The organism is Clostridium sp. AF27-2AA (assembly GCF_003478505.1).
In the GTDB taxonomy this organism is placed as follows: Bacteria; Bacillota; Clostridia; order Lachnospirales; family Lachnospiraceae; genus Brotaphodocola.
In genome coordinates this window covers 1-26,966 of sequence record NZ_QUFI01000034.1, presented here as the reverse complement: position 1 = coordinate 26,966, position 26,966 = coordinate 1, and the positions used below count along the sequence as shown (strand labels likewise).

Annotated in this window: 24 protein-coding genes, 1 pseudogene and 1 riboswitch; of the genes and pseudogenes, 1 reads left to right on the top strand and 24 read right to left on the bottom strand. The window is 49.1% G+C overall.

Annotated elements, in window-relative coordinates:
• Positions 1 to 354 precede the first annotated feature (354 nt).
• The 12 genes from fsa to DWY84_RS14475 all read right to left on the bottom strand — a co-directional run bounded on the left by fsa (position 355) and on the right by DWY84_RS14475 (position 12,974).
• Positions 355 to 1,008, bottom strand: coding sequence for a fructose-6-phosphate aldolase (fsa, locus tag DWY84_RS14530; RefSeq protein WP_118534068.1), 654 nt, complete (start codon positions 1,006 to 1,008; stop codon positions 355 to 357).
• 20 nt (positions 1,009 to 1,028) lie between these two features.
• Positions 1,029 to 2,366, bottom strand: a complete 1,338-nt coding sequence (gene rpoN, locus DWY84_RS14525) for an RNA polymerase factor sigma-54 (RefSeq protein ID WP_118534067.1) — start codon at positions 2,364 to 2,366, stop codon at positions 1,029 to 1,031.
• A gap of 4 nt (positions 2,367 to 2,370) precedes the next feature.
• Positions 2,371 to 4,290 (bottom strand): sigma 54-interacting transcriptional regulator, encoded by a 1,920-nt coding sequence (locus DWY84_RS14520; protein WP_118534070.1) that lies wholly within the window; start codon positions 4,288 to 4,290, stop codon positions 2,371 to 2,373.
• Positions 4,291 to 4,416: 126 nt separating this feature from the next.
• Positions 4,417 to 5,382: a D-2-hydroxyacid dehydrogenase gene (locus DWY84_RS14515; protein ID WP_118534066.1), complete on the bottom strand. Its 966-nt coding sequence runs from the start codon at positions 5,380 to 5,382 to the stop codon at positions 4,417 to 4,419.
• A gap of 35 nt (positions 5,383 to 5,417) precedes the next feature.
• Positions 5,418 to 6,314: a TIM barrel protein gene (locus DWY84_RS14510; RefSeq protein WP_118534065.1), complete on the bottom strand. Its 897-nt coding sequence runs from the start codon at positions 6,312 to 6,314 to the stop codon at positions 5,418 to 5,420.
• A 49-nt stretch (positions 6,315 to 6,363) separates the two neighbouring features.
• Positions 6,364 to 7,275 (bottom strand): TIM barrel protein, encoded by a 912-nt coding sequence (locus tag DWY84_RS14505; protein WP_118534064.1) that lies wholly within the window; start codon positions 7,273 to 7,275, stop codon positions 6,364 to 6,366.
• A gap of 44 nt (positions 7,276 to 7,319) precedes the next feature.
• Positions 7,320 to 8,255 (bottom strand): transketolase C-terminal domain-containing protein, encoded by a 936-nt coding sequence (locus DWY84_RS14500; protein WP_118534063.1) that lies wholly within the window; start codon positions 8,253 to 8,255, stop codon positions 7,320 to 7,322.
• Positions 8,255 to 9,082 (bottom strand): transketolase, encoded by an 828-nt coding sequence (locus tag DWY84_RS14495; protein ID WP_118534062.1) that lies wholly within the window; start codon positions 9,080 to 9,082, stop codon positions 8,255 to 8,257. Before DWY84_RS14495 ends, DWY84_RS14500 begins: the two co-directional genes overlap by 1 nt.
• Before the next feature lie 23 nt (positions 9,083 to 9,105).
• Positions 9,106 to 9,765: an aspartate/glutamate racemase family protein gene (locus DWY84_RS14490; RefSeq protein ID WP_118534061.1), complete on the bottom strand. Its 660-nt coding sequence runs from the start codon at positions 9,763 to 9,765 to the stop codon at positions 9,106 to 9,108.
• Positions 9,762 to 10,601 (bottom strand): sugar phosphate isomerase/epimerase, encoded by an 840-nt coding sequence (locus DWY84_RS14485; RefSeq protein WP_118534060.1) that lies wholly within the window; start codon positions 10,599 to 10,601, stop codon positions 9,762 to 9,764. The genes DWY84_RS14490 and DWY84_RS14485 overlap by 4 nt, the downstream gene beginning before the upstream one ends.
• A gap of 166 nt (positions 10,602 to 10,767) precedes the next feature.
• Complete coding sequence (locus DWY84_RS14480) at positions 10,768 to 11,937, bottom strand: amidohydrolase family protein (protein ID WP_118534059.1); 1,170 nt, start codon at positions 11,935 to 11,937, stop codon at positions 10,768 to 10,770.
• A 17-nt stretch (positions 11,938 to 11,954) separates the two neighbouring features.
• Complete coding sequence (locus DWY84_RS14475) at positions 11,955 to 12,974, bottom strand: 2-keto-3-deoxygluconate permease (RefSeq protein WP_118534058.1); 1,020 nt, start codon at positions 12,972 to 12,974, stop codon at positions 11,955 to 11,957.
• Between the two features lie 390 nt (positions 12,975 to 13,364).
• Between DWY84_RS14475 and DWY84_RS14470 the strand changes: the two genes are divergently transcribed.
• A complete protein-coding gene (locus DWY84_RS14470; protein WP_118534057.1) occupies positions 13,365 to 15,284 on the top strand; it encodes a sigma 54-interacting transcriptional regulator in 1,920 nt (639 codons plus the stop codon).
• Between the two features lie 74 nt (positions 15,285 to 15,358).
• On the opposite strand, the gene DWY84_RS14465 is transcribed toward DWY84_RS14470, so the two are convergent.
• The 12 genes and pseudogenes from DWY84_RS14465 to iscB form a co-directional block, all read right to left on the bottom strand.
• On the bottom strand, positions 15,359 to 16,351 hold the full coding sequence (locus DWY84_RS14465) for a tripartite tricarboxylate transporter substrate-binding protein (RefSeq protein WP_118534056.1): 993 nt from the start codon (positions 16,349 to 16,351) through the stop codon (positions 15,359 to 15,361).
• 43 nt (positions 16,352 to 16,394) lie between these two features.
• On the bottom strand, positions 16,395 to 17,918 hold the full coding sequence (locus DWY84_RS14460) for a tripartite tricarboxylate transporter permease (protein WP_118534055.1): 1,524 nt from the start codon (positions 17,916 to 17,918) through the stop codon (positions 16,395 to 16,397).
• Positions 17,919 to 17,932: 14 nt separating this feature from the next.
• Positions 17,933 to 18,379: a tripartite tricarboxylate transporter TctB family protein gene (locus DWY84_RS14455; protein ID WP_118534054.1), complete on the bottom strand. Its 447-nt coding sequence runs from the start codon at positions 18,377 to 18,379 to the stop codon at positions 17,933 to 17,935.
• A 343-nt stretch (positions 18,380 to 18,722) separates the two neighbouring features.
• Positions 18,723 to 19,742 (bottom strand): 4-hydroxythreonine-4-phosphate dehydrogenase PdxA, encoded by a 1,020-nt coding sequence (locus DWY84_RS14450; RefSeq protein ID WP_118534053.1) that lies wholly within the window; start codon positions 19,740 to 19,742, stop codon positions 18,723 to 18,725.
• A 286-nt stretch (positions 19,743 to 20,028) separates the two neighbouring features.
• Positions 20,029 to 20,286 carry a hypothetical protein gene (locus DWY84_RS14445; RefSeq protein WP_118534052.1) on the bottom strand — a complete coding sequence of 86 codons (258 nt, stop codon included), beginning with the start codon at positions 20,284 to 20,286 and terminating at the stop codon, positions 20,029 to 20,031.
• Between the two features lie 201 nt (positions 20,287 to 20,487).
• Complete coding sequence (locus tag DWY84_RS14440; protein WP_147354304.1) at positions 20,488 to 21,417, bottom strand: hypothetical protein; 930 nt, start codon at positions 21,415 to 21,417, stop codon at positions 20,488 to 20,490.
• 82 nt (positions 21,418 to 21,499) lie between these two features.
• A complete protein-coding gene (locus DWY84_RS17260; RefSeq protein ID WP_147354303.1) occupies positions 21,500 to 21,712 on the bottom strand; it encodes a hypothetical protein in 213 nt (70 codons plus the stop codon).
• Positions 21,713 to 21,836: 124 nt separating this feature from the next.
• Positions 21,837 to 22,436, bottom strand: coding sequence for a bifunctional phosphoserine phosphatase/homoserine phosphotransferase ThrH (gene thrH / locus DWY84_RS14435; RefSeq protein WP_118534050.1), 600 nt, complete (start codon positions 22,434 to 22,436; stop codon positions 21,837 to 21,839).
• 18 nt (positions 22,437 to 22,454) lie between these two features.
• Positions 22,455 to 23,633, bottom strand: a complete 1,179-nt coding sequence (locus DWY84_RS14430) for a phosphoribosylaminoimidazolecarboxamide formyltransferase (RefSeq protein WP_118534049.1) — start codon at positions 23,631 to 23,633, stop codon at positions 22,455 to 22,457.
• 19 nt (positions 23,634 to 23,652) lie between these two features.
• Positions 23,653 to 24,366, bottom strand: a complete 714-nt coding sequence (locus tag DWY84_RS14425) for an IMP cyclohydrolase (RefSeq protein WP_118534048.1) — start codon at positions 24,364 to 24,366, stop codon at positions 23,653 to 23,655.
• A gap of 107 nt (positions 24,367 to 24,473) precedes the next feature.
• Positions 24,474 to 24,557, bottom strand: a riboswitch (ZMP/ZTP riboswitch).
• Positions 24,558 to 24,606: 49 nt separating this feature from the next.
• Positions 24,607 to 25,947, bottom strand: a complete 1,341-nt coding sequence (locus DWY84_RS14420; protein WP_347560812.1) for an FtsX-like permease family protein — start codon at positions 25,945 to 25,947, stop codon at positions 24,607 to 24,609.
• A gap of 54 nt (positions 25,948 to 26,001) precedes the next feature.
• Positions 26,002 to 26,910 (bottom strand): annotated as a pseudogene (gene iscB / locus DWY84_RS14415) (RNA-guided endonuclease IscB); the annotation flags it as partial.
• Between the last annotated feature and the right edge of the window lie 56 nt (positions 26,911 to 26,966).

Sequence of the window (26,966 nt, the reverse complement as noted above, 5' to 3'; positions counted from 1 at the left end):
ATACCTCTAATTCGTTTGTCCCGATTCAAAAATTAACCACTAGCTAATTGTTTAAACCGTTCTACTGTTGTTTGGTTTGTTTTTGTTCTGAAATCTCATTTCAAAGATGTCCAACCAGGACTCTTTTTTATTAGAATTTTCAGGGTTTTAAACACTGTTCAATCTTTCATTTTCAAGGTTCATGTTGTTGCCGCGTCAGCAGCAACGTGTTATATACTATCACAGCGTTTTCTATCTGTCAACAACTTTTTTCACTTTTTTCTTTTTTATTTTTTCTGTCGAAACCAGACTGAAGTCAGTACAGGGGTGGACGCACAATCGGCCCACCCCTGTATTTGTTTTATTCCCTGATTTTTACTCGCCGAATACAGCCTTGTAATCTGCCTGGAATTTTGCAATGCCCTGGTCGGTCAGCGGGTGCCTGGTCATCTGCTCTAATACCTTGTACGGAACCGTAGCGATATCAGCACCAGCCTTTGCACAGTCAATGACATGGATCGGGTTGCGGATGCTCGCCGCGATGATCTCGGTCTGGATGTCGTGCATCATAAAGATCTCGGTGATCTCGTTGATCAGATCAATACCCGGCATGGAGATGTCGTCCAGTCTGCCCAGGAACGGGGAAACGTAGGTTGCTCCTGCTCTTGCAGCCAACAGAGCCTGTGCTGCGGAAAAGATCAGAGTTACGTTGGTCTTAATGCCCTCTGCGTGCAGAACCTTAACAGCCTTTAAGCCCTCTACGGTCATCGGGATCTTTACTACCATATTCGGATGGATGGCTGCAATATCGCGGCCTTCTTTGATCATGCCCTCTGCATCGGTGGTAGTAGCCTTTACCTCGCCACTGATCGGTCCGTCCACAATAGAAGCGATCTCTGCGATAACCTGGTTGAAATCACGGCCCTCTTTTGCGATCAGCGACGGGTTGGTGGTTACTCCACAGATAATTCCCATATCATTTGCCTTGCGGATTTCCTCAACATTTGCGGTATCAACAAAAAATTTCATAATCTTATTCTCCTTTTTCTTTAAAATGCTTTCCGGTCAAAGCTTCCTCGAATTCCAATTTCTTCCCGGTATTTTGCCACAGCACGTCTTGAAATTTCAATGCCGCGCTCTTTCAAAAGCGATGAAAGCTTCTGATCGCTGTAAGGCTTATTCTTATCTTCGTTGCGGATCAGCTCCTTCATCAGTTCCTTGATCTGCATGGTTCCGACCGCATCGCTTCCTTCTGCTGCTGAAACCGATGCCGTAAACAGATGCTTCATCAATATGGTTCCGCACGGATACTGGATATACTTTCCCTTGATGGCCCGGCTCACCGTAGAAGTATGAATTCCAAGGCTTTCTGCCACATCCGTCATCGTCATGGGTTTTAAGAATCCGGTTCCATCCAGAAAATGCTCCTGTACATTCAGAATCTGCTCTGATATTTGAAGAATTGTCCTGCGTCTCTGTGCAATACTGTTCATCACAAAACGGATGCGCTCCAGTTTTTTCTGAAAATAAGCCCCAAGCTGAGCGTCTGTGGATTCCTTCATCATTTTCAGATAATAATCATTGATATGATAATCCTCCACCCATCCATCATTGAGTTCAATTTCCCATTTTCCGTCATCTTTCCGGAAAATAATATCCGGAACCACATAATCGTTGCGTTTTCCTCCAAACTCTCCCAGGGGTCTCGGATTCAGCTTTGCGATCTGATCTATGCATTTGCGTACTTCTGCGGTTGAGAGCTTCAGCGCCCGGGAAATGACACTGATCTTTCCATCTGCCACATCCTGCAGGTGTTCCTTCACCACCTGACTGACCGGAGCATTATTTAGTCCCTGCATCTCCAGCTGTTTTAACAGGCTGTGTTTCAGGTCCGGTGCGAAAATCCCATAGGGCTCCAGTTCCTGCAGCACCTTCAGAGTCCAGGAAACTTCCGCCTCCGGCACTCCGGTTTTCTGCGCCACTTCCTCAGTCGGTATTGTAAAAAAGCCGTTATCATCCAGACAGTCTGTCATAAACTCTGCCAGTTTCCGGCTGCATGCTCCATCCGGCAGCTGATCCAGAATATAGTTTTTGATGCTTTCTGTCTCCGGCATTGGAATATCTTTTCTTCTTCGGTCTTCTTCCTCCGCAGTATCGTCGTAATTCTGTTCCAATACCGGCGGCTGTTCATAAGTCTGTCCGATATCCTCCCTGCCGCCCGGCATCGCATGCTCCTCCGAGTAATCCAAGAGAGGATTTTCCAGGTATTCGTCCTGCAAAAATTCACTCAGTTCTACACTGTCCATGGCCAGCAACTCCAGGGACTGTATCTGATTCTGAGATAACTGCTGCTTCTGTTCCAGAGACATTCCGTAATTCAGTTCCATCTAATCATTCGCTCCTTCTCTTGCTGATCTCCTGCTCCCGCTGCTTTTGCTCCAGCGCGCTCTGGCGTTTTGCCATACGCCACAGAGTCGTGCGGCTGACACCAAGCTCCTCCGCCAGCTCCTTTTTCTTTTTCTTCGGCTTTAAGCGGCTGTAGACCGTATCTTCCATCTGTTCCTCCGGAAGAATAACCGGCTCCCGCGCTTTGCTCTCGCGAAAAATTTTCAATTGTCTTAAAAGCCCGGCACTGACAAAATCGCTGTCATTCAAAACGATCAGGCGTTCACAGACATTGCGCAGCTCCCGCACGTTTCCCGGCCAGTCATACTGCATCAAAAGCTGAGCAGCCTCCGATGTTACAGTCGGGATCCGTTTTCCCATTTCGCACGCAAATCTGGTCAGGTAAAAATCAACCAGTTCCTGAACATCTTCCCGGCGCTCTCTGAGCGGTGGAATACTGATATCAAGAAGGTTCAAACGATAATACAGATCAGAACGGAACTGTCCGTTTCGGATCTTTTCTTCTATATTAATATTGGTTGCAGAAACAACACGGACATCGATCGGATGCACACTGGTGCTGCCGATGCGGCGGATTTCCTTTTCCTGCAGCACACGCAAAAGCTTGGCCTGCAAAGTGATCGGAATTTCTCCAATCTCATCCAAAAAAATGGTTCCCCGGTGTGCCAGCTCAAACAGACCGATCTTACCGCCTTTGGCCGCGCCCGAGAAAGCGCCTGCCTCATACCCGAACAGTTCGCTTTCCAGCAGATTTTCCGGGAGTGCGGCACAGTTTAACGCAACAAACGGCTGATCACTGCGGCTTGATGCCTGATGAATACTGTGCGCGAATAATTCTTTTCCGGTACCGGTTTCTCCCACGATCAGAACATTGGAATTAACCCGGCTGTAACGCTGTGCCATATGGATATTCTCACGAATTGCCTTGCTTTTTCCAAGAATATCTGAAAAGGAATACTTGGCTGTCAGTCCTTTTTCTGCAAGTCCCTTCCGGATTTTTCGTTCCTCTTCCATGATCCGATCGGTATTCCGGATAAAAACCAAAGCTCCGGTCTCGGCCGCTTCTTCACTCAGGTGTTTGTACTGCACATAGTAATCCTTGCCTTTGATCTTCAGGATGCGCTCGCGCGCCTGATTTTCATGCAGAAGATTTTCCCAGTCATCTGCCTGCTCCAGCTCTGCTGCCGGACTGCCAACAAGCGAGTCGATGGTAGAAATCTGAAAAATACGGTATGCCTGATTATTGATCGCCAGAATCCGTCCTCTGTCGCTAATCGCGAGCACGCCTTCTTCACTGTGATTGAGCATGGCCTCAATGATATCACTCTTGGCACGCTCCTGCCGGATTGTCCGCGCTGCATTGAGCGCTTCCTTCATGGCCACCTCCACCGCTTCTTCATTCGTATGGATATGGACACGCTTTAATCCCAGCCGGTCACAGATTCCGCACATGGTTCCCGCACCGACAAAAATATCCGCGCCGTCCTCCATGGCCTGATGGACTGCGGCTTCCGTGGAAGCCTCATTCGGAGTATCATAAATCGTGATGGACGCACCGCAAAGCTCCTCCAGCTCCTCCATGGATTTGAATTTCCGGTTATGCAGGCAGAGTGCGATTTTTCCGGCATTCTGTTTTCTGCACTCTACCAACGCGTCAAAAATATCAAAACTGCTGACATGCACTTCGATCACATGCTTGTCCGGAAACAGATTTTTCAGCACCTCATACGTCATGCCCCGCGCGACCAGCACATCAGCATCGCCATATTTGGCCAGATCATCCGGTGTTCCGAATACATACTGCTGTTCTATCTGAATTGTTTCGTACTGCGGCAGTTTCTTCACCACATCTTCAAAGATTTCTTTCAGCTCCAGATGCGGTATAAAAACCCTTATCTTTACCATGTCCGAGATTTTCTCCTTTTTCCAAGACAGTTTCATCTGCCCCTTTTCCTTGAATGGGCTATGGTAAAGTATACCATAGCCCATTCAATTTTGCAGAAAAATTATGAAAATCGTCTTGTTTTTCTGTTACTTATTCACTACATTCTGCGGAACACCGTCGATCACGGACTTGATATTCTCTGCAGTTGTGTTCATGATGCGTTCACGTGCCTCCTTGGTTGCCCAGGAAATATGAGGGGTGATGATGCAGTTTTTCGCTTTTAACAGAACGTTGTCTTTTTTGATCGGCTCCGTGGAAACAACATCCACAGCTGCGGCTGCCACTTTTCCATTCTCTAATGCGTCGTAAAGATCCTGCTCAACGATCAGCGGTCCGCGGCTGTTATTGATGATGATGACTCCATCCTTCATCTTCGCGATATTCTCTTTTCCGATAATTCCCTGAGTAGATGGGAACAGCGGGCAATGCAGGAAGATAAAGTCAGACTTTGCAAGCAGCTCATCTAATTCCACATACTCCGCAACCGCTTTTCCTGCCTCGCTCTGGAATGCGTCATAAGCGATCACATTCACGTTCATGGCCTTTAAGATTTTTGCGGTATTCACACCGATACGGCCAAGTCCGATGATGCCTGCGGTCTTTCCGGATACTTCGATCATCGGATAATGCCAGTAGCACCAGTCTGCATTCTCTGCCCACTCACCGGCATATACAGAATCGCTGTGATGTCCGATATGGGAGCATACCTCAAGCAAAAGGCTGACAGCAAACTGGCTGACATTATCCGTTCCATATACCGGAACATTCATAACCGGAATGCCCTTTGCCTTTGCGTACTCATAATCTACTACATTGTAGCCGGTAGCCAGAACTGCAATCGCCTTTAAGTTCGGGCACTTGTCCATGGTTTCTTTACTGATCGGTGTCTTGTTGATCACGATCACATCTGCGTCACCGATGCCCTCCGCGATCAGCGGGGACTCCTCGTAAGCAGTTCTGTCATATACGGTAACCTCGCCAAGAGCTTCAATCGGCCCCCAGCTGATATCACCAGGATTTTCGGTATAGCCATCTAATACTACAATCTTCATGATTCCGTTCTCCTTTTCTCGTTTTTCGGTATTTCTTAGTCTTCTACCAGTGCCCATGCGCGGTTTAAGCAGCGTTTGGTATTTGCCAGAATGATTTCATCGTCCTCACCCGGAGCCAGGGTAACCTCCATGGACAGTACCATCGGATCCTTCGCGTTGAAGAAGCCCTCTTCCTTAAGTACCTGCAGATAATCGGTCAGCTGCTCCACATCGTTGGCGCTGTTCGGATAGCCCAGACGCGGATGCTTGTCACCATACATCGGGCAGCCCTCTTCTACGACTGCATTTCCGAAATGAAGGTGAGTGATGTAAGGTCTTAAGGTCCGGATCACAAATTTTGAGGTCTCATAGGTAGTCGGGAAATGAGACAGATCTACCAATAATCCGAAATTGTTATGGGTCATTCTCATGTCTGCCGCAAACTGTGCCGCATAGGGAGCCGGTCCGATCAGGGCTGCCTTGTCCATATCGAAATCAAAGACCTCCAGCTCTACGTTCATGCCCTTCTTCGCTGCGTAGTCACAGACATTGCGGGTAGTTTTTAACAGCTGTGCGTAAGCCTGATCCTTGGTTTCCTCTTCCCATTTTCCTGCCAGGAATGCGATTCCCTTTGCGCCAAGGTATTCTGCCTCATCCACTGCCTCGATCAGGGTAGCCTCAGCTTTTTTTCTGCCCTCCTCATCGATGTCGTTCGGATTCAGCTTCGGTCCGAGAAGTCTCGGCTGTGCGCCATAGCAGACCTTTAAATGAGACTGCTCCAGGATTTTTTTCACCTCTTCGCGCTCTGCGTCATCGGCACATTTGGTCACCTCGATCGCATCAAAGTAATCATCTACCGCGATCCGCTTTACCTGATCTACTACACTTCTGTTCGGAAAGGACATCCAGCGGATGGTACCTACCTGAAAATATTTATGAATAGACTCTCTCATGTTCTTTTCCTCCTGCTCTGATTCATTTTATTGTTATGCAATTCTAACTTTATACAAGTTCCCACGCCAGGTCAAGTGTTCGTTTTGCATTTGCCAGGCAGATATCGGGATCCTCTTCTTCAAAGGGTTTTACCTCAAAGCTTACGATCGGACGATTCTTTTCACTGATGAATCCGATCTCCATCAGCAGCCTCAGATAATCGGCCAGTTCTTTTACATCATTTTCACTGTTCGGGAAGCCAAACCTCGGGTGCTCATCCCCGTAAGCCGGGCATTCCGGACTCCTGATCACCGTATTGCCCATGTGGGCGTGGCGGATAAATCTGCGGACCGGAAGCAGATTCTCCTCAATGGTTTCATGGATCATCGGAATATGGCTCAGATCCACCATCAGGCCAAAATTGTCATACTCCGCACAGATCGTCTCTGCGTAGCGTTTTACCCGGTCAACCGGACCGATCAGAGATTTCTTTGCGATATCATAATCAAACACCTCGCAGAGAACCGGCATGTTTCCCTTAGCTTTCGCGTACTCGCAAAGCTCTCTGGTGGAAGCAAGAAGTGCCTGGAAGGATTCTTCCATTGTCTCTGCCTCGTAGCGGCCTGCCAGAAACGCAAAGTCCTGTGCCCCGATCTCATATGCCTCATCGATCCCCATTTTCAGGGAAGCCAGGGCCTTCTGTCGTCCCTCTTCGTTTAAGTCATTGATGTTTAAGCCAGCTCCCAGCATCAGTCCCTGACCGCCGTAAGCAGTGGTCATATGCGCAGCAACAATCATCTCTGCCGCTCTTTTGCGCACAACCGGATCCTTCATGTGTGCCACTTCCACCGCTTCAAAATACGGGTCCGTCACAATCTTTTTTAAACATTCCAGGATCGGTCCCTCCCCGAAACCAACCTCTTTGTAGGATACATGAAGGATCGTACCGACCTTCATGTACCGTTTCATGGACTTTTCCATAATTTTTTTGTTCCTTTCCGATGGAATCTGCCTGACGCGGCCGCCTATTTTCTTGCTGCTGCCTTTTTTGCAGCTGCCGCAACTGCTTCCGCATCCAGGCCGTATTTCTTTAACAGCTCACTGTAAGGACCGGATTCACCGTGACGATCCTGCATGCCGACCATCTCGACCGGTACCAGGCATCCGGATTTTGCCAGAACCTCGCTGACTGCTCCGCCAAGACCGCCGATCACGCTGTGCTCCTCCGCTGTTACGATCGCGCCGGTTTCTTTCGCGCATTTCTCGATCAGCTCTGCGTCAATCGGTTTGATGCAGTACATATCCACAACTCTCACGCTGATGCCCTCCTGCTCCAGAGCTTTTGCAGCCGTAATTGCGGTACTTACCATCAGACCGCAGGCAATGATGGTTACATCGGTTCCTTCTCTTACCACCATACCTTTGCCCATTTCAAACTTCGCATTCTCCGGATGGCAGTCCGGAGCCGCGTCTCTCGAAAGACGGATGTACATCGGCTCATTGACTTCAATAGCGGTTTTGACCATCCAGTCGGTAATCTGCGCATCGGAAGCTACCATAACATTTACCCCCGGAAGTGTACGCATCATGGCAATGTCCTCCAGAGCATGATGGGTCGCACCGTCAAAGGCATCGGATAAGCCGCCGTAACCACCCATCATCTTGATCGGCAGTCCGGAGTAGGACATAAAGGTTCTTGCTGCCAGAGACCCCAGTGTGGTTAAAAATACCGCAAAGGTATTGACAAACGGGATCTTGCCGTTTTTGGCCATGCCTGCTGCCATGCCCATCATCGCATACTCACTGATTCCGCAGTTATAGAAACGGTCCGGATACTCCTTTCCGAACACGGCCGATTTTGTGGAGCCGGATACATCTGCATCCAGAACTACGATATTCTCATTCATCGCGCCGTATTTTTTCAGTGTCTCTCCATATACATCACGAATTGCCTTTGCCATTACTGTACACCTCCCAGTTCTTTCATTGCTGCTTCATAATCGGCATCCTTAACCGGAGCACCATGCCAGGTGTTCTTGCCCTCCATAAAGGAAATGCCCTTGCCCTTCACAGTCTTTGCCAGAATGATGCTCGGAACACCCTTAACCGATTTCGCGGTCTCGATCGCTGCGCTGAGGGCTGCCACATTATGTCCGTCACAGACAATGGTATTATAGCCAAATGCCTTAAACTTCAGTTCGATGTCACCCATCGGCATGATCTGCTCGGTAGTTCCGTCCAGCTGTACACCATTCCAGTCCAGAATAGAGATCAGACGGTCTGCTTTAAACTTGGAGGCATTCATGCAGGTCTCCCATACCACGCCCTCGTTGATCTCACCATCTCCAAGGATCGCATAGGTGTAAGCGTCTACACCATCATGCATATCGGAAAGTGCCATGCCTAACGCGAAAGGATAACCGGCTCCGAGAGGACCGGTAGATGCCTCAACTCCGGGAGTTTCTTTAGAACACGGATGTCCCTGCAGACGGCTGTTGATCTGACGGAGGCTGTGCATCTCTTCCATCGGGAAAAAGCCTTTTTCTGCCAGCTCCAGATAAAGCATCGGAGCAGCATGTCCCTTGCAGAGCACGATCTTATCACGGCTTCTGTCATTGATATTCTCCGGAGAGATATTTGCGTCGTTAAAATAAAGGTTTGTAAGGATCTCGCATACGGAAAGAGATCCGCCCGGATGTCCGGTCTGTCTCTCATGTAAGATTTCTATCAGGGTACGTCTGAATTTCAGGCAAAGAGCATCCAACTCCTGTTTCTTTTCGTTGGTCATGTCAGTAGTCTCCTTTTCTATTTTTATATCGTTTTTAATGTTTCCTTCACCTGCTCCATGCAAAGTCCGGGACTTGACAGAACAGGGATCTTACAGATTGCTTCTATTTTCTGATCCAGATGTGCCATGGATGCCTGAGCCAGCACCACACAGTCATATCCGGAAATATTTTTCGCCATATCTAACAGGATCGCATCGTGACGTTCCATCTGTACTGCCTTCATAGCCTGAAACGCTTCCGCGTTTGCCTGAAAATCAATCTGAATGCTTTTTCCAAGCTTTGCTGCTTCCGCATTCAGCTTTTCCCGCATAGGCCCCTCCGTGCTTCCTGCCGTCGCAAGAACCAGGATCCGTTCTCCGCAGGTTACTGCCTTCCTTCCCATCGCATCGTCAATGGCGATCAGAGGCACCCTCACAAAGGGCCGGATCATATTGACTACCGGTGTCAGTGTAGAACAGGTCACCACGATCATATCGGCTCCCGTCATCTCTGCAGACTTGATATCGTTATACAGGCGGCAGCGGTTTTCTATGGTAAACTCCCCGATCTCATTCGGATTATTCGCCAGGAAATCGTCCCAGAGATTATGGATCTTGACCGGTTCCCCCACATAATCCTTCAGTTTCTGTTCAAAGGAATTCGCTACCGTCTTTACGGTATGGATCAGTGCAATACTTTTCATGCTTCCTCCTGTCCGTAAACCTTCTTCATGATCGGGATCAGATACTCAGCCGCACCCTTTGCCGCGCCTTCCATGCTTGGCAGCTGGAATATTTCCGTGGTAAATGCGCCATCATATCCGCATTCCCGGAAGGTAGAAATGATTTTTTCAAAATCCAGTCCGCACTGGCCTGGATAGCGGCGGTTATTGTCAGCCAGATGGACATGGATGTTATAGGAGCTGTATCGGCGGATAGCCTCAAACAGATCCTTCTCTTCCAGATTTAAGTGAAACACATCCAGCATCAGGCGAAAATTCGGCCGGTTTACCCGATCCACCATGTCTGCGCCCTCCGCGCAGGTATTGATAAAATTCGTCTGCATGATGGTAACTGTTTCCAATGCGATCTTTACACCCTTCGGTGCCGCGTAATCGGCCAGTTCCCGGAACGCGGCAACCGCCAGCTCCTCTGTCTGCGCTTTTGTCAGCTCCTTGCAGTACTGTCCGCGGATACGCCCGATGTTGATATTTGCTCCCAGATAAGCAGCAAAGTCGATGATCTCCTTACTTCTGCGAATTGCCTCTTTCCGGTTCTCCGGATCCGGGTTTGTATAGCTGAGTCCCAGCTGGCCGAAGATTTCACCGGTGCAGACCAGAACCACCTTCAAGCCGTTTTTTTCTGCCTCACATTTTACAAACTCCCAGTCAAGCTCTGACGGATTTAACGTCATCAGCTCCACTCCCTGATAACCAAGCTTTGCAAGATCCGAAAAGCTTTTCTCCAGAGGTCCCTGATATGCCGTAACCGAATCTGCGATCGCAACATCCGGTGTGGCAACCTGATAACATAACTTCATACCCTCACTCCTTTTCTCTGACTTCCTGATACCAGTATATAAAGCAAAACATGTGCCAGGTCTTGCCGGTGCATTTTTCTGTCCCTTTTTCGTTTTTTCAGGAATTATGTTTCATTTTGTTTCGCTATATTTTTCATTTTGTTTCTTAATTCTAGTCGTAAATGTTTCACTTTCGTTTCACAACGTTACCATCCTGCATTACAAACGGTACGTTTGCCAGGCACTCCACATCCGTCAGCGGATTTCCATCCACTGCAATGATATCTGCAGCATAGCCTTTCTTTAAGCTTCCGATCCGGTCTCCCAGTCCGCAGACCTTCGCGGCATTGGAGGTAACACCCTTTAATGCGGTCACAATATCTGAACCGAGCTCTACCGCATATCCAACCTCGCGGTACAGATAACCATGGTAAGCATCGGTTCCCAGAACATACGGAACACCGGTACTCATCAGAAGCTTCAGTCTTTCCCGGACGCGCGGCCGGTTTTTGCGAACCCGGTATGCATTGTTTGCCGACAGGGTTTCCTCGCGCGTCGGATCCAGGAAAATACCGGAAGTAAAATCAACAATACATTTGGAATTTGCCAGCCATTCCGCATCCTGCGGGGTGCACATATACATATGCTCAATGACCTGTACCCCGCCGTCGATACAGTCTTTTAGGCCCTGACCGCCGATACAGTGTGCAGCAACCGGAAGGTTCTTTCTTGCCGCCTCACTGACTGCCATGGCAATCTCCTCCAGACTTAAAAAGCTCGGCACAAACTCGCTCTCCGGATCCGGAACGCCCGGAGTGATAAACAGCTTTAACAAATCGACACCCTTCTTTAAATTTTCGCGGGCAGTTTTCCGGATCTCCTCAGGTCCGCAGTGCGGGCTTCCGATATATCCGGCACCGTGGCTTCCCTTCATGCCAATGCCTGCTGCGAGAAGCTTCGGTCCTGCCACCTTTCCCTGTTCAATCAGCTTTTTCAGTGTTACATCAATATAAAAACGGTCTCCCATGCAGCGTGCTGTTGTGACTCCGCTCATCAGATCTTTCCGGAACCCATCCAGAGCGATCAGGGTCAGCTCACATTCTGTACTCCATGCCAGAAGCTCCAGATGCTCCGGGATCGTGGCGTCAATAGAAAGATGGTTATGGCACTCGATCATGCCGGGCATGAGGGTCGTATTCTTTAAATCGATCACCTCCGCACCTTCTACCGCAGGACACTCCGCCTGCGGTACGATCTCCTCTATTTTTCCATCACGGACGATCACTGCCATGTGCTCTTTTAAATTCAGATCCTCGCCAACCAGAACACGGTCAGCTTTTAAAATAATATCGCTCATATCTGTTTCCCCCTGCTTTATTCTGTCTCAGCCATCATGGCTTTTACTCCGGTCTTCTGCTGTTTTGCATTGCCAAGGCCATGCTTTTCGTTGAATTGTCTGGACCACCGTGCCAGAAATGCCACCAGAAGCGGTGTCACGATCGCTGTCACAATGGTTGCTGCCGCAATCTGCGCACTTGCAGTCTCAACCTGCGGAGCAAAGGACGGATCTGCATCTGCAATCGCTGCCGGTGTTGTTGCGGCAACGCCTGCCACCGTACCGATCGCTGCTCCCATCGGATCTGCTTTTCTTCGGATCAGGCTGTAAATGATAAACGTAAGAATACCGGTTACCGCAACTGTCAGCAGTCCGAGAAGGATACCGGAAAAGCCGGCGCCTGCAATGGTGAAAAAGCTCATGCCTGCTCCAAGACAGAAACCATTGAACGGTGGGAGAAGTGCCATCGCAGTGGAAAGAGTTTCTCTCCACTCATGATCCAGGTTACCGATAATAAAACCAATGATCAGCGGGATAATGCTTGCCATGATCGCGGTGATCGGGAATTTTCCGATCCCTGCTGTTCCAAGCGCAATCATCGTGAAAAACGGGCCGTCATTTAAAGTCAGGATCGCGGTTGCTCCTACGTCAGACTCATCGCCATACTCACCGGCAAGAGTTGCATAAATAACACCATTGGAATTGGTTACTGCGCCAATGACTGCCAGCGGAAGCAAGCCCAGAAATCCGGCTTCTCCAAAAATTGCATTCAGAAGAAGTCCGATACCAAAGCCGCCAAAGAACTTCAGGGCTGTCAGAAACACGCCCTTGTATACCGTCTCTCCTGCTGCTTTTACATCAATCGTTGCGCCGCTGCAGAACAGATACAAACCGATCAGGGTTGGGATTCCATTCTTGAAAAGTCCCGTTGTGAAGCCTCCGATTTTTAAAGCTTCCGGGAAAAATGTGTTTACCGTGCATCCAAGCAGCAGCGGGATTACCATTGCGCCTGCCGGAAATTTTTTCATTGTTCCGAGTATTCTGACATTACCAATCATAACCTGTACCCTCCATACAAATCCTACTATGTTTTTTTGTTTCTGAACCAGTTCTGACATACTATAGAGCAAACCTTATGCCTATTTTTCCTTTTCACGCAGATTTTTTCTTTTTTTCTGTTTTTTACATCCCTTTTTATGTATTTTGCACAAATATCAATCTCTGTTTCAATGCATTATCACAATTGATTCTTTTCGCATTATCTCTGCTGCATTCTATATTTTTCCAACTTCACCCGTTTTAAGATTGCATATCATTTCATCTAATTGCAATTTATATCTTATCAAAAATCATTTTGCAATTTTTTGCAATTTTTACTTTCTTTTGCGTGCAAATTCCTCTATAATCATCATCAGACAATAATTTTCATGTACAAATGGAGGTTTTCTATGATCCACATGATTTTTTATGCTCCCTATCCCCAGATCGTCCCTCTCATTAAGCAGGTTTTCCAGGAACGTCCTGACTGTGATGAGCTTGAATACGAAATTGTACAGGATTTCTATAATAATCCGCTTCAGGATTTGAACGCCGATGTCGTGATCGCCCGCGGCTTCTCTGCCCTGACCATGAAGCAGCGCGGCTACATCTGCGCAGAGCTGAAGGTCGGCGGCTATGATGTCATTGCTGCCGTCCTGAAAGCGCGCCGCATGTCTCCTGGGCTGTCTCACATTGCGGTGATCGGAGCCTTTAACATGATCTACGGTATTGAAAGCATCCGGGATGCATTTCCTGACATGAAGCTCTCTACCTACCCGGTCAATTCCGAACCCCTGCTTGCTGACGCCATCCGGCAGGCGATTTCCGATGGATGTGACGCCCTGGTTGGCAACTATACAGGCGTTGAGCTGGCCAAAAAAAGCGGTCTTCCGGCTGTCATGATCGAATCCGGCCAGGAAGCCATCAACAATGCGATCGACGAGGCAAAATCCGCAGCCGAAATTGACTTAAGAGAAAAAATGCGCAGTGCCCAGATGGCCAATATCATGAACTATTCCTTTCAGGGCATCCTATCCACAGATCAGGACGGTATCATCACATTCGCGAATAAATACTGCTATTCTATCCTGGACTCCGGCCACGCGCTCCTTACCGGACGCAGCATCCTGGATTTTTTCCCAAATCTCCCGTTGGAGGAGGTTACCAGAAACGGAAAAAAGCTTCTTTCCGAGCTGCACATCTATGCCTCCTACCACCTGATGGTAAACTGCGTTCCGGCACCGGATAATAACGGAAACTCCGGCTGTGTTCTGACCTTTCAGGATACAAGCCGCATCCAGGCAGATGAGCTCCAGGTACGAAAAAAGCTGCGTCATTCGAGCTTTCAGGCAAAATATCAGTTTTCCAATATCCTGCACAAAAGCAGGATCATGGATTCCGTGATCTCCGATGCCATGACCTACAGCTATTCCGACTCAAATATCCTGATCTACGGAGAAACCGGAACCGGAAAAGAGCTCTTTGCGCAAAGCATCCACAACTCCAGTCCCCGCAAAAACCATCCCTTTGTGGCGATCAACTGCTCGGCACTCCCGGAAAACCTTCTGGAAAGCGAACTGTTCGGCTATGTAGAAGGCGCTTTTACCGGCGCTTCCAAAGGCGGAAAAATGGGCTTCTTCGAGCTGGCACACAAAGGCACTATCTTCTTAGATGAAATCGGAGATGTCTCTCCAAACCTCCAGAGCCGTCTGCTGCGTGTTCTGCAGGAGCGCGAGGTTGTGCGTCTCGGAAGTGATACCGTCATTCCGGTTGATGTGCGCGTTATCTCTGCCACCAACAAAAACCTGAAAGAGGAAGTGGCTAACGGCAGGTTCCGCCAGGATCTGCTTTACCGACTGGATGTTCTGGAGCTGAACCTCCCGCCGCTGCGAAACCGGGAGCAGGATGCGCTCTTTCTTCTGAGTCAGCTGATTTCCTATGAGCACGAGCGCACCGGCTGCATCCTGACAGGGCTTTCCGAAGAAGGAGCCAGCCTGATCACGCAGTATCCCTGGCCCGGAAATATCCGTGAAATGCGAAATTTCTGTCAGAGACTCTCCATACTGACCCAGAATCCGCTTGCCACACCTGCAGATATCCTGAAGGTCCTTCCGGATGCAGCTGCCGCCCTCACTCCAAACGGGCCGAAAAAAACGGACCGGTCAACGCCCGGGGACGCACCGGTCTATTCCCTTTACGATGAGCGGGAAGAAATTCTGAAGGCGCTCTATACCTTCCACAACAGCCGCACAAAAACTGCTAAATTTCTCGGAATAGACAAAAGCACCTTGTGGCGGAAAATGAAAAAATATCACATTCTTCTTCCATGATCTTTCACACAAAAATGGGGAATGCGCGAAATGGCGCATTCCCCATTTTTGATCAGTATTTTCCAAAGCCCGTGTTACTTTAATCCATTTTCAGCCATATAGTCAGCCTCATACTTGGTCACGTATTCCGTTGCTGCTGTGGTATCCATGTAGTCTGCGATCAGCTTATTTGCGTCAATGTACTCATTCTTCCATGCATCCGTCTCGGATACGCTTCCGAGTACCTCGCTCCAGTAAGCTGCAGCCTCATCACTCATGGCTGCCGGAGCTGCAACACCACGCCATACCGGAACCTCTACATTGTTGTAATCTCCCACCTCACTTAAGGTCGGAGCATCTGCCAGATTGCCGGTATAACGCTCATTCGCCAGTGCCAGGATCGGGATCAGGGAACCGGCCTCGACATATTCAGAGGCTGCTGCAGGTTTTGCGATCACAAACTCCACATGTCCGCCTAATGCCGCTGTGATCGCGTCACCGGTAGAATCATAGGTAATGTAAGTCAGCAGGTCTTCGGATACTCCCAGTTCTGCGATCAATGCCTGATAGGTAGCAATATCATCACCCTTTGAGCCTCCGATCACTACCTTATTGCCTGCCTTTACTGCGTCAATGACATCTGCAAAGGTATCGTATTTTGCGTCTTTTCCCTTGAATAAAAGCTGCTTGTCCACTGCCATAACCGCAAGAATACGGAAATTAGAGGAACGGTTCTTGGTATTGGTCACCATCGGCATCAGATCGCCGCTGTTGAAGGTCAGAAGCTGATAATCCGCATTCTTTTTCAGACCTGCCACTTCATTACGTCCTACCTCACCGGAACCGTCTGTCTTGTTGGTCACTACGATAGTCTGGCCATTGACAAGATTCTGGGCAGTCATAATATCGCTGATCTTACGGGTAAAAATATCCGATCCGCCGCCGGCGCTGGATGTACACATCCACTGGATTGTTTTAGTCGGAGTAAAGGTTCCATCCTTCACATCCTTGCTTCCGCCGCAGCCGGTCACCAGTACGGATGCTGCCATAACGCCTGCCATGATACCTGCTAAAAGTCTCTTTTTCATAAATATAAACCCTCCATTTATTATTTTCACAGTTTTTGTTTTTTCAGGCTGCCGCACCTTTCTTTTTGGCCAGAACCGGGCGCATGGCTGAAGCAAGAATAATCGCAAAGAAAATGATCATCAGCACACAGGTGATCGGTCTTGTAAAGAAAATGCTTAGGCTTCCGCCGGAAAGCATAAATGCCTTACGCATATTGTTCTCCAGAAGCGGTGCCAGTACAAAGGATAACAGCATCGGGGCTGACGGGAAATTGTTCTTGTTTAAAAGATATCCCACAATGCCGGACAGGAACATTACAATGACACCATACATGGAATTGCTGGTGCTGTAGGAGCCTACGATGCAGACTACCGTGATGATCGGGATCATGTATTTTACCGGTACAGACAGGATCTGGATCAGGAACGGAATAATACAGATCGCAACCAGTAAGGTGAAAACGTTTGCCAGATACAGGGACGCGATCAGGCCCCAGCAGAACTCCGGCTCATTCTCAAACAGGAGCGGGCCCGGAGATAAGCCCCACATCATCAGACCGCCTAATAAAACAGCGCCGGTACCGGATCCCGGGATTCCCAGTGCCAGAAGCGGTGCAAAGGCGCCTGCCGCCGCTGCGTTGTTTGCTGCCTCTGCTGCCGCAATACCCTCAATCGCGCCGGTACCAAGAGGCTCCTCACTCTTAAACTTTTTCTGGACAGCATAGCCCATGAAGGATCCTGTGGTTGCACCCGCTCCCGGAAGAACACCGATAAAGGTTCCCAGAAATCCAGAACGGAGTGCCGGCGGAAGCAGTCTTTTAAAGTCATGACCGGTCAGCATGGAACCGCGGATGGAAAGCTTCATCTCGTGTTTCGCGGAACCTGCACGCTTCTCATTGTCGGAATCACGGTCATTGATCAGCTTAATGACCTGCGCAAAGCCAACCGCACCAATGACAAACGGAGTAAACGGAATTCCGCCAAGCAGATGCATGCTTCCAAACTCATAACGCGGAGCGCCGGACAGGGTATCCATGCCCATGCTTGCAAGCAGAATACCAAAACAGGTAATGACTACGCCCTTAATCGGATTTTCTCCGACCAGCCAGCTGATGGATGTCATGGCGATCAGCAGAATCGCTGTCATCTCGGACGGACCAAATTTCAGTCCCAGGTTTGCAAGGCCGGGTCCCATAAAGGTCAGGATAAACATGCCGATGGTGCCGCCGATGCAGGAGGCCATGTTTGCGGTTAAAAGCGCCTGTCCGGGTCTCTTTCTCTTTGTTGCCATCGGATAACCGTCCAGAGTGGTGCATACCGCCGGGGAATCTCCCGGGATGTTTAAAAGAATTGCGCTGAAGCTTCCGCCGTACATATTGGAATAGTACAGGGCGCCCAGCATGATGATCGCCGTTGCCGGATTAAACTTGTATGTCAGCGGCAACAGCAGTGCAACACCGGCCAGAGAACCAATACCTGGCATTGCGCCAACAATCAGTCCAAGAACTGCGCCAAGCATACATACTCCAATGTTCATCGGAGTCAGTGCTGTGCCAAAGCCCTGGATCAGCATGGAAAAGTTTTGCATATTCTGTTTCCTCCCTACATAAAGTTTTCAAACAGTCCCCACGGGAACTGAACCTGCAGCCATCCGGCAAAAACCCCCAGCACAATGACTGCCACGATCGCTTCAATGATGATGATGTGCAGGATCGGAGTTCCCTTCTCAATCACCAGAAGCCAGAAGAGCACATACAGAAAGATCATCGGGATCATGCCAATGATAAAGCTTCCCGCGATCACACCTGCGCCGCCTGCGATAACCAGAAGCTCATTTTTGTTGTACTGTGGTTTATCCTCCTCTTTCAGTGTCTGGAAGAATGCGGCCACACTGGAAATCACCATGACCACAGCAATGATGCTGGGGAAAAATCCCGCTTTCGGTTCCTTGTCCCAGAACTCCAGCTGCGTAAATCCAACCACTACAAACACCACTCCCATCAGTGCCATTGCGATCGGGATCAGCTGTTTTGAACCAAACCTTTTCACCTTGTTCTACCTCCTCTTACTCACATCCTGCTCCGGATGTCCTGATAAGCATATAGAAAGCAAGGCTTGTGCCATGTTGCTGTTTTTGGGCTGTTTTTTGTAAAACATTGTTCAAAGCGTCAAATTTCATCGTGATTTTGTCCAATTTGGCACTCTGTTTCTTCTTTTTCGCTCATCACTATGTCCTGATATGTTGCTTTTTTCTCAATTATGTTTCCATTCCCTTTATTATGTTTCATGTTGTTTCATTTTAGTGCGCATCGTTTCATTGAAACAAAGAAAAAGGACCCCTTTCGGAGTCCCCTTCCTATATGCAATACAAAATTTATACTGGATGGCTTTGTTATTTTGCTGCAACAGCTGCCATAGTAGCACACTGTTTTACAGCATTCTCAAACGATGCCGTTGTCACCACACCTTTACCTGCAATATCGTAAGCAGTTCCGTGACCGCAGGTAACGATCGGGATCGGGAAGCCTCCTGCAACGGTAATACCGCCCTCGAAACCAATCAGTTTCAGCGCGATCTGGCCCTGATCATGATACATGGTAACCACGCCGTCAAACTCTTTCTTAAGCAGAGCCTTGTGGAACACGATATCAGACGGATATGGGCCGGTAGCATTGATGCCTTCCTTCTGTGCCCACTCGATAGCCGGACGGATGACATCAATTTCCTCACGTCCGCAGTCCCCATTCTCACCGCAATGCGGATTCAGCGCAGCAACACCGATCCTCGGATTCTCAATTCCTGCTCCGGTCAGGGTCTTATAGGAAAGACGGATTGCCCGCTTAATGCGAAGTCCATCATTCTCGCTTAAGTCCGCGCTTACCTGGGAAATCGGAATGTGGCTCGTGGTTCTGGTCGTATAAAGACCGTTGGTAACATTGATTTCGCCAAATGGATCTGTGTGTCCCAGAAGCTTTGCAAGATAATGATGCTCACTCTCTAAGGTCAGTCCGGCGTCATGCATTCCGGCTTTATTTAACGGTCCGAATACATAACCGCCAATCTTGCCCGCCTTCCATAACTCAACACCAAGCTTCAGCATATCCAGACATGCTTTTCCGCTTTCCACCGTTTTTGTGCCAAACGGAACCTGTGCCGGATCCAGATTTTTCTGGTCAAGTACCGGAAGTCCCTTGCTCCAGTCCGCCTCGTCAACATCGGAAATCACCTGCAGTGCTACTTTATCCTTCGCGCCAATCACATCCAGAGCACGCTCCAGCACTCTGAGATCTCCAATCACTACCGGTCTGCAGTATTCATCATAAAATCCTGCTGCCGCACATTTTGCTACAAGCTCCGGTCCTACCCCCGCAGCATCTCCAAGAAGTACACCAATCACTGGTTTTGTTGCCATATCAAATACCCTCCTTTTTCCTTAAATGCACTGTTATTTTTTTGCATTTATGTTCTGATCATATAATAAGCAAGGTATATGCCAACCTGGCGCATCCGGCTGTTTTTTTCTTTTTGCAGATATTGTACACCTTTTTACCGCGTTTTTTCATACTTCAGACCTTCGCTTTTCCTGCGGTCTGTTCCGTTTCCCGGCAGTCGGTTCTATTTTTTCCGTTTTTATGTTTCATATTTTCATATACTTTTCTTTTTGTTTCTTTTTGTTTCACCCATTTTGCGCTTACCGGTTACTGGATCCAGTCACCGCGATAGGTCTTTACGCCGTTTTCGGTGGTCCAGAGCTTGTATGGATAAGTCCGGCCCTGTAAAGCAGGGTCACATGGATAGGTTGTAACAGGACCATCGTTATCGGAAGCTCCGGGCAGAGTTCCCGCTGACTGATTTCCGTCACTGTTTTCGGATGCCCCAAGCAGTTTTCCCGCAAAATAGCAATCGGTCAGCTGCACATCTGAATCTTTATCAGCCTTACCTACCAGACCTCCCACCGGCCGCTGGCCTGTAATACTTGCTCCGCCTGTCAGCGGGTCTGCTTCTGCTGCTTTGGCATAAGACTGGTTTCCTCTGCGGTATGCTCGTGAAGCTCCCCGAAATAGCTGTTTACCGTAATGCTGCCGGGATCCGAGGGAGCCGGGATCACATTTGCTTTGCTGATGGCAAAGCGGTGATCTCCTCCGGGAACGGAACCCTTATAATCCCATTTCCATTTGATGGCGCTGTTGTCCAGATTCTCTCTTAATTCCAGGATATCTCCCAGATTGCTGTTTCCGTAATATTTGAAATCGTCCGGGTTTTCGCCGATTTTTAAAATAACGATTCTTCGACACGGTTCCAAAGCAGCCGCCTGCCCCCGGTGTATTTACGACAAGCTCACTGATCTTTTTGCCATTTCCCTCATAGACCAGATCAAATTCCGGCTCCAGCGGCGCATAACAGCCCGGAGCTGTCCCGGTCCACTCCTCTGTCAGAACCTCTCCCTGTTTCCTGTATATTTTGTAGTAAACAGAGATGTTATCAGCCGCCTGTATTGCCGGCGCATGGCTGCTGTGTATTTCACGCACGACGGCATTCCGGTAAGCCCGCCAGGACATATCTTCGCTTTGCGATATCACATATGCGCCCGGCTGTTCTGCCGGAGAATTCAGTCCCAGCTTCTGCTCATTTGCTGCCGGATGGAAATCCGAAACCCGCCTGTTCGGATTTTCCAGATGCCGGATATTGGAAATCACGATTTTGCCGTTAGCGACTTTCTGAAACAGGCTGTTTGTCTGACACACCGGACCGGCTGCCGTATTGCCGCTTTCGGTCACTGCTTCCGCGTAAATACGGATATCCTCTCCCAGGATCAGCGCAATGTCATTTCCACCATGATCCGATCTCATATCACCTCTCAAATCCGCACATCGCGCGCCCTGAATGGAAATATCATCCAGGATCACATCACAGACACTGCCGGCTCCCTTCATCAGTACACGCTCATCCTGCGTAAAGCTGTTTAAATCGATCCAGCCCTTTGCTCCGCTCGCCGCACCCTCGACCCACAGCTTTAATCCATTCACACCTGACGGAATCTCTACTTCCACATATAGAACTTCTTCATTATGAACGGTAACCTTCATTTCCACCTGCTCCGGATCTTTCTTTTCCGGCTCAGTCAGAGAGGCTCCTGCATAATATCCGACTGCTTCCCCATAAAACCTCTCACGTTTTTGGGGATCTTTGGTAAGCCCGGACAGCTCCTGTCCCGGGGGCATAGACGATCAGATAGCTGTCATCCGTGCGGACTGTCTCATCGATAGAGCCAAAGGGAAGCCGCTGCGATCTGCGCAGTGCCGCAAACCCGAGTCCAAGCAGACAGCTTAAGATCAGATAAAACAAAAGCTCCCAGGCTGAATTCAAATACAGCCCTGTCATAAAAAACAATTCCTGTAAATCAGATATCGTCTTTCAAATCCGCCAGGCACAAAAGGCAGATCCCTGCATATTCAGGAATCTGCCCTTTCTATTTTTATGATAGTATGTATCTCTGTGCTCCGGTTTATACTGCTGCCTTGATCGCTGCCAGCAGCTCTTCATAGGTCTCGTACGCCGGAAGATCCGGATTGTCGTTCTTGATCTGATCGGTGCTCTTAAAGAGGAAGCCGGCCTTGCTGGCGCGGATCATGCCAAGGTCATTGTAGCTGTCGCCGCTGGCAATAGTCTCAAAGCCGATGGACTGCAGTGCCTTGACGGTACTGAGCTTAGACTGCTCAATGCGCATTCTGAATCCGGTGATCTCGCCGTCCTCTGCTACTTCCAGCTCGTTGCAGAAAATGGTTGGCCAGCCCAGCTTTTTCATGAGCGGCTTTGCGAACTGGGTGAAGGTATCGCTGATGATGATTACCTGTCCCAGCTCCCGGAGCTCATCTAAGAACGCTCTCGCCCCCGGCATCGGGTCGATCTTCTCGATGGTTTCCTGGATCTCCTTCAAGCCAAGTCCGTGCTCCTTTAAAATTCCGAGACGCCATTTCATCAGCTTGTCGTAGTCCGGCTCATCGCGGGTGGTGCGCTTTAACTCCGGGATGCCGCTGGCCTCAGCGAATGCGATCCAGATTTCCGGTACTAATACTCCTTCCAGGTCCAAACAGGTAATAAACATGATATCATCCTCCAAATCTTAGTGATGGAACAGGCGGATGCCGGTGAAGGCCATCGCCATGTTGTATTTGTTGCAGGTCTCGATCACGTTGTCGTCGCGAACGGATCCGCCCGGCTGCGCAATATATTTCACGCCGCTCTTATGTGCACGCTCGATATTGTCACCGAACGGGAAGAACGCGTCAGAGCCCAGTGCCACGTCGGTCATCTGATCCAGCCATGCACGCTTCTCCTCCTTAGTGAATACCGGCGGTTTAACCTTAAAGGTCTTCTCCCATACGCCATCCGCCAGCACATCCATGTACTCGTCACCGATGTAAACGTCAATGGCGTTATCGCGGTCAGCACGCTTGATGCCGTCCACAAACTGCAGGTTCAGCACCTGAGGAGCCTGGCGTAAAAACCAGTTGTCTGCCTTCTGGCCTGCCAGTCTGGTGCAGTGTACGCGGGACTGCTGTCCTGCGCCGATGCCGATGGCCTGACCGTCCTTTGCGTAGCAGACGGAGTTGGACTGGGTGTACTTTAAGGTAATGAGAGAAATGACAAGATCGATCTTTGCCTGATCCGGGATTTCCTTATTCTCAGTTACTACGTTGTTCAGCATGTCTTTGTTGATATCCAGGTTGTTTCTGCCCTGCTCAAATACCACGCCGAACACCTGCTTGCGCTCGATCGGCTCCGGCTCGTAATCCGGGTCGATCTGGATCACGCAGTAATTGCCTTTTTTCTTCTCTTTTAAAATTTCCAGTGCCTCCGGCTCGTATCCCGGCGCAATGACACCGTCAGATACCTCACGCTTGATAAGCTTTGCGGTGGAAGCATCGCAGACATCGGACAGGGAAATGAAATCTCCGAAGGAAGACATGCGGTCCGCGCCGCGGGCTCTTGCATAAGCACTGGCTAACGGCGAAAGCTCTCCCATGTCATCTACCCAGTAGATCTTTGCCAGAGTCTCGGAAAGCGGCAGTCCTACTGCTGCGCCGGCCGGGGATACATGCTTAAAAGAGGCTGCTGCCGGAAGTCCCGTAGCTTTTTTCAGTTCTCTTACCAGCTGCCAGCCATTGAAGGCGTCCAGCAGGTTGATATAGCCTGGTCTTCCGCTTAAGACCTGGAACGGAAGGTCTTTGTCGTTATGCATGAATACTCTTGCCGGTTTCTGATTCGGGTTACAGCCGTATTTTAATTCCATCTCGTTCATCTTCGTATCTCCTTTTCCCTTATTTGTTTTTATTCACGATTTTTGTCTCGTATGCGCCGGTTGCGATATCAATATAACGCACAAACAGAGAAACCTTGTTATCCGGGTTTAAGCTATTCCACAGCATGTCGGTAAATGCGTCCATATCATCCTGGATACCGACTAATTTCGGCTCACCCTCAAAGCTCGGAAGCGGATTGCCGTCGTGCATGTAGGTATGGATGAAATGTCCCTCACCAGCCACCGGATTTTCGTAAGCAAAGGTATAGCGGTTGCAGGCATCCGGGTTGCCGTTGTTGCTCTTTAAGATGGACATTGCGTAATTGTAACGTCCGTTTTCAATATGAAGGACACCGGAGATCCGGGGTGTGTAGTTCGGTGCGTCCGGCTCGAACTCGCGGCTTCTGAGAGACTGCTCGAAGGTGAGCTGTTTGTCCATGCCCTCGTAGATGGTATCGGTCTGGTCACCGTTGGTCACAATCGTTTTGTTGCCCAGTACACGCACCGGAGCATAGATGATGAGACTCGGGTCAGACAGCTTGCCTGGATCAAATGCCTGGGTGCGGATGCCTTCCCCATCTTCCACAAAAACACGGTTGCGGCTGTTCTCGCTGCGTCCCATGATGAAGTAGGCAGTCACCGCCCTGGTTCCGTCCGGTGTTTTTCCGATGACGATACCTCTTCCCGGGTATGCGTTTGCCTGTAACTCTTCCTGCAGGGATAACTGTTTCATGGTTGATTCCTCCTATGAATGAATGTTTGATGGTTTTCTCTGTTTCCACGTTTTGCAGTCCGTCCGGGTAGTCATGATCTGAAAAAAGCCGCCTGAGTACCACAAAAACATGGTGCCCAGGCGGCCGGCAATCGAAATTCTGCGTGCTCCCCTGTGGTTTCCCACCTTTTCCGCCAGTCACACGCTCTGTATACAGGATAACGGATTCAGATGGAAAATGCAAGTATTTTTTTCAGTCTTTTATTCGTTCCGGATGGCCGCCAGCGGGCTCAGCTTCATGGCCCTGAGCGCCGGGAAGAAACCGGCCGCCATGCCGATGAACACGGCAAAGGCCAGTGACGCTGCTGCCAGCCATAATGGGATCCGGGAAATGTTTCCGCTCATTCCGGTCATGCTCTGACCGATGTTCAGCAGGTGGTTGATGGCAAAGGACACCGCCTCACTGAAAGCAAGGCCCACGACACCTCCCATAAAGCCGATAAAGCCGGATTCCAGTAAAAACATGTTGCGGATCACCTTCATGTCACAGCCCAGCACCTTGATGATACCGATTTCTTTGGTGCGCTCATAGATCGACATCATCATGGTGTTAGCAATTCCGATGGCCGCTACAAACAGGGATACGGCACCGATACCGCCAAGCACAGCCTGGATCATGCTGGACTGCTGTTCCGACTGTTTCATCCAGTCGGCATTGCTGGAGGCCTGAAAGCCCATGTCGGTGAGCTTTTTCTGAACCTCCTCCACGTGCTCCACATCATCCACACTGACGATGCAGGAATTATAAATAAAATAGTGATAGGGCTTGCCCTTCTTGTTGGTAGGCTGCCCCGGAATGGCCTTTTTTTTGAAAACACGGCGCAGCTGGGTCTCCAAAAGATCCAGTCTTGTATACACGCTGTAGGCATAGCCGTTATAATCATCGACACCGCCCTCTACCACGCCATCGGTCTTCAGCAGGTACTTCTTCGGCGGCTTCGGGGCATCCTCCCCGCCGCCCTGGGACTGGTAGTAGGCGTCTGTATCAAAGATCACAAACATCGGCTTTCCCATGAAGTCTATGTCCGGAAGCTGCCCGGTTTCCCAGTATGTGTTATTTCCTTTGGAATCCTGGAACCACTGGATGATGGCATTGCCGTAGATCAGCTTCATTTCCTTGTTCGATGGTTCGGAAAGCGCCCCCTGTCCCAGCGGGATTTTCTTCAGATACTCATAGGGTGCTCCGTTTAAGGTCAGGTTTGTAGAATATTTTCCCTGCTGCAGCAGCACATTCACCTGCAGCATCGGATACACATCCGTGACATAAGGAAGACGCTTCATCTGCTTTACCACATCATCGGTCAGATACAGCGGATCTTTGGAGTTGTCTCCGTTGTAAGGATTCTCCACGTTAATCTCTGTCAGGCTTCCAAAGGAAGAGATCAGCTCCCGGTTCAGTTCACTTAAGCCAATGCCGAGAGAAACCATGACCACGATGGATGCCGTACCGATCACAACACCAAGGACCGTCAGCGCGGTCCTCAGCTTTCTTCTGCTTAAATTTTTCAGGCTCATGATCAGCAGATCCACAAATTTCATCATAAAACAGCGCAGAATACCCCGACCTCTTAGGTCGTGGGAGGAATGCGCCCGTCGTTAGACGGCTCTCCTTTCTGTTAAATAATACGTTCTCGTTGCAATGAACTTTAATTTTTTACAACTCAAACTACCTTTGTTTACTTTCTCTCCAGATAATGTCCGTATATCAAAAAATCCGCTTTGCCGTCGTCCGAAAACGAAATATCCTTTTCCCTGATATGAGACTTTATCGAATAACCGATAACCTTTTACCAGATATGTGGCTTGATTCTGTTTCCGTATTCCACCTTTCAGAATTGTCAATTTGTGAATCTGGCGGTTATGACAACGAACTTTTTTCTGATAGTAATACTCACCGCTTGGAAATGCATCCGGATTTCCGCTGATACACCTTGCGTCAACATAGTGCTCTTTTGGTAAGTTATGCTCAATTCGCGTATGTTTCGTGATATATCCGTATGTGTTATGCACTAAAGCAACAGGTTCGTACTGTTGCTTTAGTGCTTCGTAGAAAGCCCATCGCATAATTCCCATAAATGCAGCATCCTTAAATCGCATACCGCGTTTGACGGTCTTCGGTAGCTGTACGGCACCTTTATGATAACCAGTATGACAGATCTCACAAAGCGTGATCAGATTGTTCGGTGCATTACCACCAGTCTTACGACTTTCAATATGATGTACGTTCAGGATCTTATCCTTGGACTTACCCTTACAGCACTGACATGTATGGTTATCACGGAATAACACATATTCCCTGATATTCCAGAATCCAAGCTGGTCACCTTGCTGATATTCCGCTCCCTGGATATCCGTGTTCTTGATCTTCTGGATATCAAAGGAAGCTGTCTCAACCATTATCCGGCTTATCGGAAGCATCTTACAAATATTTTCTACAACGGTAAGATGTGTCCCGATCTTTTGTCGGATTGAAGGTGGTAACCAGCCATTTCCAAGTCTCCGGTTATTAAATTTTGCCTAACGATACCTGGTTTTCCTGTTACGTCTCCCACGGCGAAGTT

Coding starts and splice junctions, on each gene's coding strand:
- fsa (WP_118534068.1), bottom strand. CDS start 1,008: ATGAAATTTTTTGTTGATACCGCAAATGTTGAGGAAATCCGCAAGGCA.
- rpoN (WP_118534067.1), bottom strand. CDS start 2,366: ATGGAACTGAATTACGGAATGTCTCTGGAACAGAAGCAGCAGTTATCT.
- DWY84_RS14520 (WP_118534070.1), bottom strand. CDS start 4,290: ATGGTAAAGATAAGGGTTTTTATACCGCATCTGGAGCTGAAAGAAATC.
- DWY84_RS14515 (WP_118534066.1), bottom strand. CDS start 5,382: ATGAAGATTGTAGTATTAGATGGCTATACCGAAAATCCTGGTGATATC.
- DWY84_RS14510 (WP_118534065.1), bottom strand. CDS start 6,314: ATGAGAGAGTCTATTCATAAATATTTTCAGGTAGGTACCATCCGCTGG.
- DWY84_RS14505 (WP_118534064.1), bottom strand. CDS start 7,275: ATGGAAAAGTCCATGAAACGGTACATGAAGGTCGGTACGATCCTTCAT.
- DWY84_RS14500 (WP_118534063.1), bottom strand. CDS start 8,255: ATGGCAAAGGCAATTCGTGATGTATATGGAGAGACACTGAAAAAATAC.
- DWY84_RS14495 (WP_118534062.1), bottom strand. CDS start 9,082: ATGACCAACGAAAAGAAACAGGAGTTGGATGCTCTTTGCCTGAAATTC.
- DWY84_RS14490 (WP_118534061.1), bottom strand. CDS start 9,765: ATGAAAAGTATTGCACTGATCCATACCGTAAAGACGGTAGCGAATTCC.
- DWY84_RS14485 (WP_118534060.1), bottom strand. CDS start 10,601: ATGAAGTTATGTTATCAGGTTGCCACACCGGATGTTGCGATCGCAGAT.
- DWY84_RS14480 (WP_118534059.1), bottom strand. CDS start 11,937: ATGAGCGATATTATTTTAAAAGCTGACCGTGTTCTGGTTGGCGAGGAT.
- DWY84_RS14475 (WP_118534058.1), bottom strand. CDS start 12,974: ATGATTGGTAATGTCAGAATACTCGGAACAATGAAAAAATTTCCGGCA.
- DWY84_RS14470 (WP_118534057.1), top strand. CDS start 13,365: ATGATCCACATGATTTTTTATGCTCCCTATCCCCAGATCGTCCCTCTC.
- DWY84_RS14465 (WP_118534056.1), bottom strand. CDS start 16,351: ATGAAAAAGAGACTTTTAGCAGGTATCATGGCAGGCGTTATGGCAGCA.
- DWY84_RS14460 (WP_118534055.1), bottom strand. CDS start 17,918: ATGCAAAACTTTTCCATGCTGATCCAGGGCTTTGGCACAGCACTGACT.
- DWY84_RS14450 (WP_118534053.1), bottom strand. CDS start 19,742: ATGGCAACAAAACCAGTGATTGGTGTACTTCTTGGAGATGCTGCGGGG.
- DWY84_RS14440 (WP_147354304.1), bottom strand. CDS start 21,417: ATGAAGGTTACCGTTCATAATGAAGAAGTTCTATATGTGGAAGTAGAG.
- DWY84_RS17260 (WP_147354303.1), bottom strand. CDS start 21,712: ATGACAGGGCTGTATTTGAATTCAGCCTGGGAGCTTTTGTTTTATCTG.
- thrH (WP_118534050.1), bottom strand. CDS start 22,436: ATGTTTATTACCTGTTTGGACCTGGAAGGAGTATTAGTACCGGAAATC.
- DWY84_RS14430 (WP_118534049.1), bottom strand. CDS start 23,633: ATGAACGAGATGGAATTAAAATACGGCTGTAACCCGAATCAGAAACCG.
- DWY84_RS14425 (WP_118534048.1), bottom strand. CDS start 24,366: ATGAAACAGTTATCCCTGCAGGAAGAGTTACAGGCAAACGCATACCCG.
- DWY84_RS14420 (WP_347560812.1), bottom strand. CDS start 25,947: ATGATGAAATTTGTGGATCTGCTGATCATGAGCCTGAAAAATTTAAGC.